Source organism: Streptomyces sp. NPDC006283, assembly GCF_040613325.1.
Taxonomy (GTDB): Bacteria; Actinomycetota; Actinomycetes; order Streptomycetales; family Streptomycetaceae; genus Streptomyces.
This window is the reverse complement of sequence record NZ_JBEXRZ010000397.1, coordinates 1-2,722: the sequence shown is the minus strand read 5'-3', so window position 1 is coordinate 2,722 and position 2,722 is coordinate 1. Positions and strand designations below refer to the sequence as shown.

Genomic DNA, 2,722 nt, shown 5'->3' with positions numbered 1-2,722 from the left:
GGACCGGGACGTGGGTGTTTCCGGCTGGTCGGAATCCTCCCACAGCACGGAACAGCCCGTGGATTGCGCCCGTTTGGCCGGGGAGGCAACTCCCCCCTCCCCCGCACACGGTACGCCCCGCCACAGCCGCCGACGAGGCGGGCGCCAACGAAGGGGCTGTCGACTCCTGGCGGTCCGGCGGACCGAGGCACACGGACGAGTTCGCCGCCTTCGCCGGCCTGCTCGGAGCGAAGTTCGTGCTCTGCAAACCGCGAGACCCCGAAGCGAAAGGGCTGGTCGAGCGAGCCAACGGGCTATCTCGAGACGTCGTTCCTGCCCGGCCGGGTGTTCACCTCACCGGCAGACTTCAACGCCCAGCTCGCCGACTGGCTCACCAAGGCCAACCGGCGCATCCACCGCACTCTGCAGGCCCGGCCGGCCGACCGGCTCGAGGCCGACCGGTCCCGCATGCTGTCGCTGCCGCCCATCGCCCCGCCGGGCTGGTGGAAAGCGTCCCTGCGGCGGGCGCGAACGTCCTTGCCCGGACAGCTTCGGCTGACCGAGCTTCGCCTCCTTGAGCGTCCAGTCCACCAGGGCCCGGGATCGATTTGGCGGGCACGTCCAGGACCAGGCCGCCGGTGCAGTACGCCAGCACCTGCCCGTCTTCGACGTCGACGACCGCCAGCGGACCGTTCTCGAACCGCGGGTCGGTGCCGCCCGCCGGGGTGCCGGCCGGAGCCGCCTTCTTCGCGCCCGGACGGCGCGACGCCGACGACGGCCTGGTGGTGCGCGCCGGACGTGACGCAGCCGCCGGAGCAGTGGCGACGGGAGCAGGGGCAGGGGTCTGGGTGTTCTCGGTTGCAGCGGATTCCGGCCGTGGGCGCGGATCTACCGTCCCGTCAAGGGCTCGGACCGCCAGTCAGTGCGTGCAGCTGTGCATTCCGTCGTGGAACGCGCTGGACACCCGGCCGGGGCGAGGCGGGGCAGCTCCCGCCGGCCGAACTCGCCCGCGTGCTGGGCGTGTACGCGTCCCGGGTGATGACGCCGCGCGAATCGACCGCCGTGACCGGCCTGGAGCTGATGACCGCGCTGCACCCGCCGACTCACGCCGTGCGAGACGAGGAGACCGGCGTCCTGCGGCAGCCAACGGCAAGACCCCCGGGTCCCTGGGCAAGGACCCCGTCGACTGCGCGCCGTGCGAGGCCCCCGACGGGCACCCGGTGCTCAACGCCCTGGAGCTGCCTCGCTTCCACGTCCGCGGCCCGACGGAGAAGCTATTCGAGGAGGCGTACGACTGGGCACGGCCGATGACGGACGCCGAATGCCTGCGCCGCCACTTGGTGGGCGTTGACATGAACATGGCCTTTGCGGCGGGCGCCAACGGGCTGCCCGTCGGCCTCAGAGCGCCGACGCACGTCAAGGCCCCGGCGGTCGACCCGAAGCTGCCCGGCCCGTGGCTGGTGGACCTCTCGCACGTCGACCTGTCCCGGGGGAAGGTCGGCAAGGAGTGGGGGGAGCTGGACGGGTCGCTGCTGCCCAGCCCGTTCACGCCGAAGGGCGAGTCCGAAAGGGCCGGCCTGGTACGCGACGCCCACCCGTGGCGTGCGGGGTGGAGCTCGGCTACGAGGTGCGTCCGACCGAGGCATGGGTCCGGTACAAGAACGGCCGCTACCTGGATGGCTGGTACAACGGCTCCGTGACGCCTTCCTCACCACGATGCCGACCTCGGCGTCGACGCCGACCGGTCGCCGGAGGACTTCCTCGCCGCGATGGACGGCTACAAGAGCCGCGACCCGGAGCTGGCGATCGTCGTTTCAGCGATCAAGACGACGGTCAAGGGCGGCCTGGGCAAGCTGCGCGAGCGGCCCCGCGGCGAACGACGTGGCGGCCGGACATCCGGGCGGCGGTCATCTCCCGCAAGAGGTCGACCGGCGATGGTCGGCCCTTCGCCGAAGTCGTACTGGATCCATAGCCCTGGCTCGGTCACCCACGGCCGATGGACCCGTCGCCGACCGGCCCTGAACTGTGCTTTCGCCTCGGCAACGATGCGGCGGGTGGTGACAGTAAGTCAGGTGGTTCTCACGAGAGGAGATCTGATCATGGCTGGCCCGAGGAAGTACCCGTCGGAGTTGCGTGAGCGTGCGGGGCGGATGTACCGCATCACCGACCCTCGGCACCACCGCCGTGATCATCGAAATGCAGGACCAATGGATCACCTCCGCCACTACCTTCCCGAGCGCAGCATGGACAAGATCCATCCAGCTGAAGATCAACCCGACACGGTTGCACCACTACAGGGGACATGACCCCCTCATGAGCAAAGTCACGCAGCGGGGAAGCTCGCCCCTTCCATCGCGAAGCGACATCAGCCACACGAGTATTCGGCACTTATGTCGCTGAATAGGTGATGCCGCGTTGGTGACATAGCCAGACTTGTCCATCCCAGTATGGATATACCCTACGCAGGATTTAGCGGCATTCGGTCCGTTCGTCACTTCGCCTATTTTCGTGCGAGCAAAGGCTTCTGGTGAAGCATCAGAACATTTCGTGCCCCCCCCGTTATGTTTTTCGCGGTCCTGCAACGGGGCCGCTGGCCTCCGGGCCCGGTATGACTGTGTCCCCTCTGTCGAACGGATGACCTGGGGGGTGGTGTCGCCGGGTCCGTGGGGTGCCGTCGGAGACGCTGATGAGAGACCCGGCCACCGCCCGGTCCGGCGCAATGCCGGGCAGCCTGCGGGCGGCA

General features: G+C 69.1%; 3 pseudogenes. 2 read left to right on the top strand and 1 reads right to left on the bottom strand.

Features of this window, described 5'->3' with window-relative positions:
• Nucleotides 1–206: 206 nt before the first annotated feature.
• Nucleotides 207–474, top strand: a pseudogene (locus ABZ070_RS36505) (integrase core domain-containing protein); the annotation flags it as partial.
• A gap of 36 nt (nt 475–510) precedes the next feature.
• Here ABZ070_RS36505 and ABZ070_RS36500 read toward each other — a convergent pair.
• Nucleotides 511–841: pseudogene (locus ABZ070_RS36500) on the bottom strand (transcriptional regulator); the annotation flags it as partial.
• A 3-nt stretch (nt 842–844) separates the two neighbouring features.
• Between ABZ070_RS36500 and ABZ070_RS36495 the strand changes: the two are divergent.
• Nucleotides 845–1,903, top strand: a pseudogene (locus ABZ070_RS36495) (transcriptional regulator); the annotation flags it as partial.
• Between the last annotated feature and the right edge of the window lie 819 nt (nt 1,904–2,722).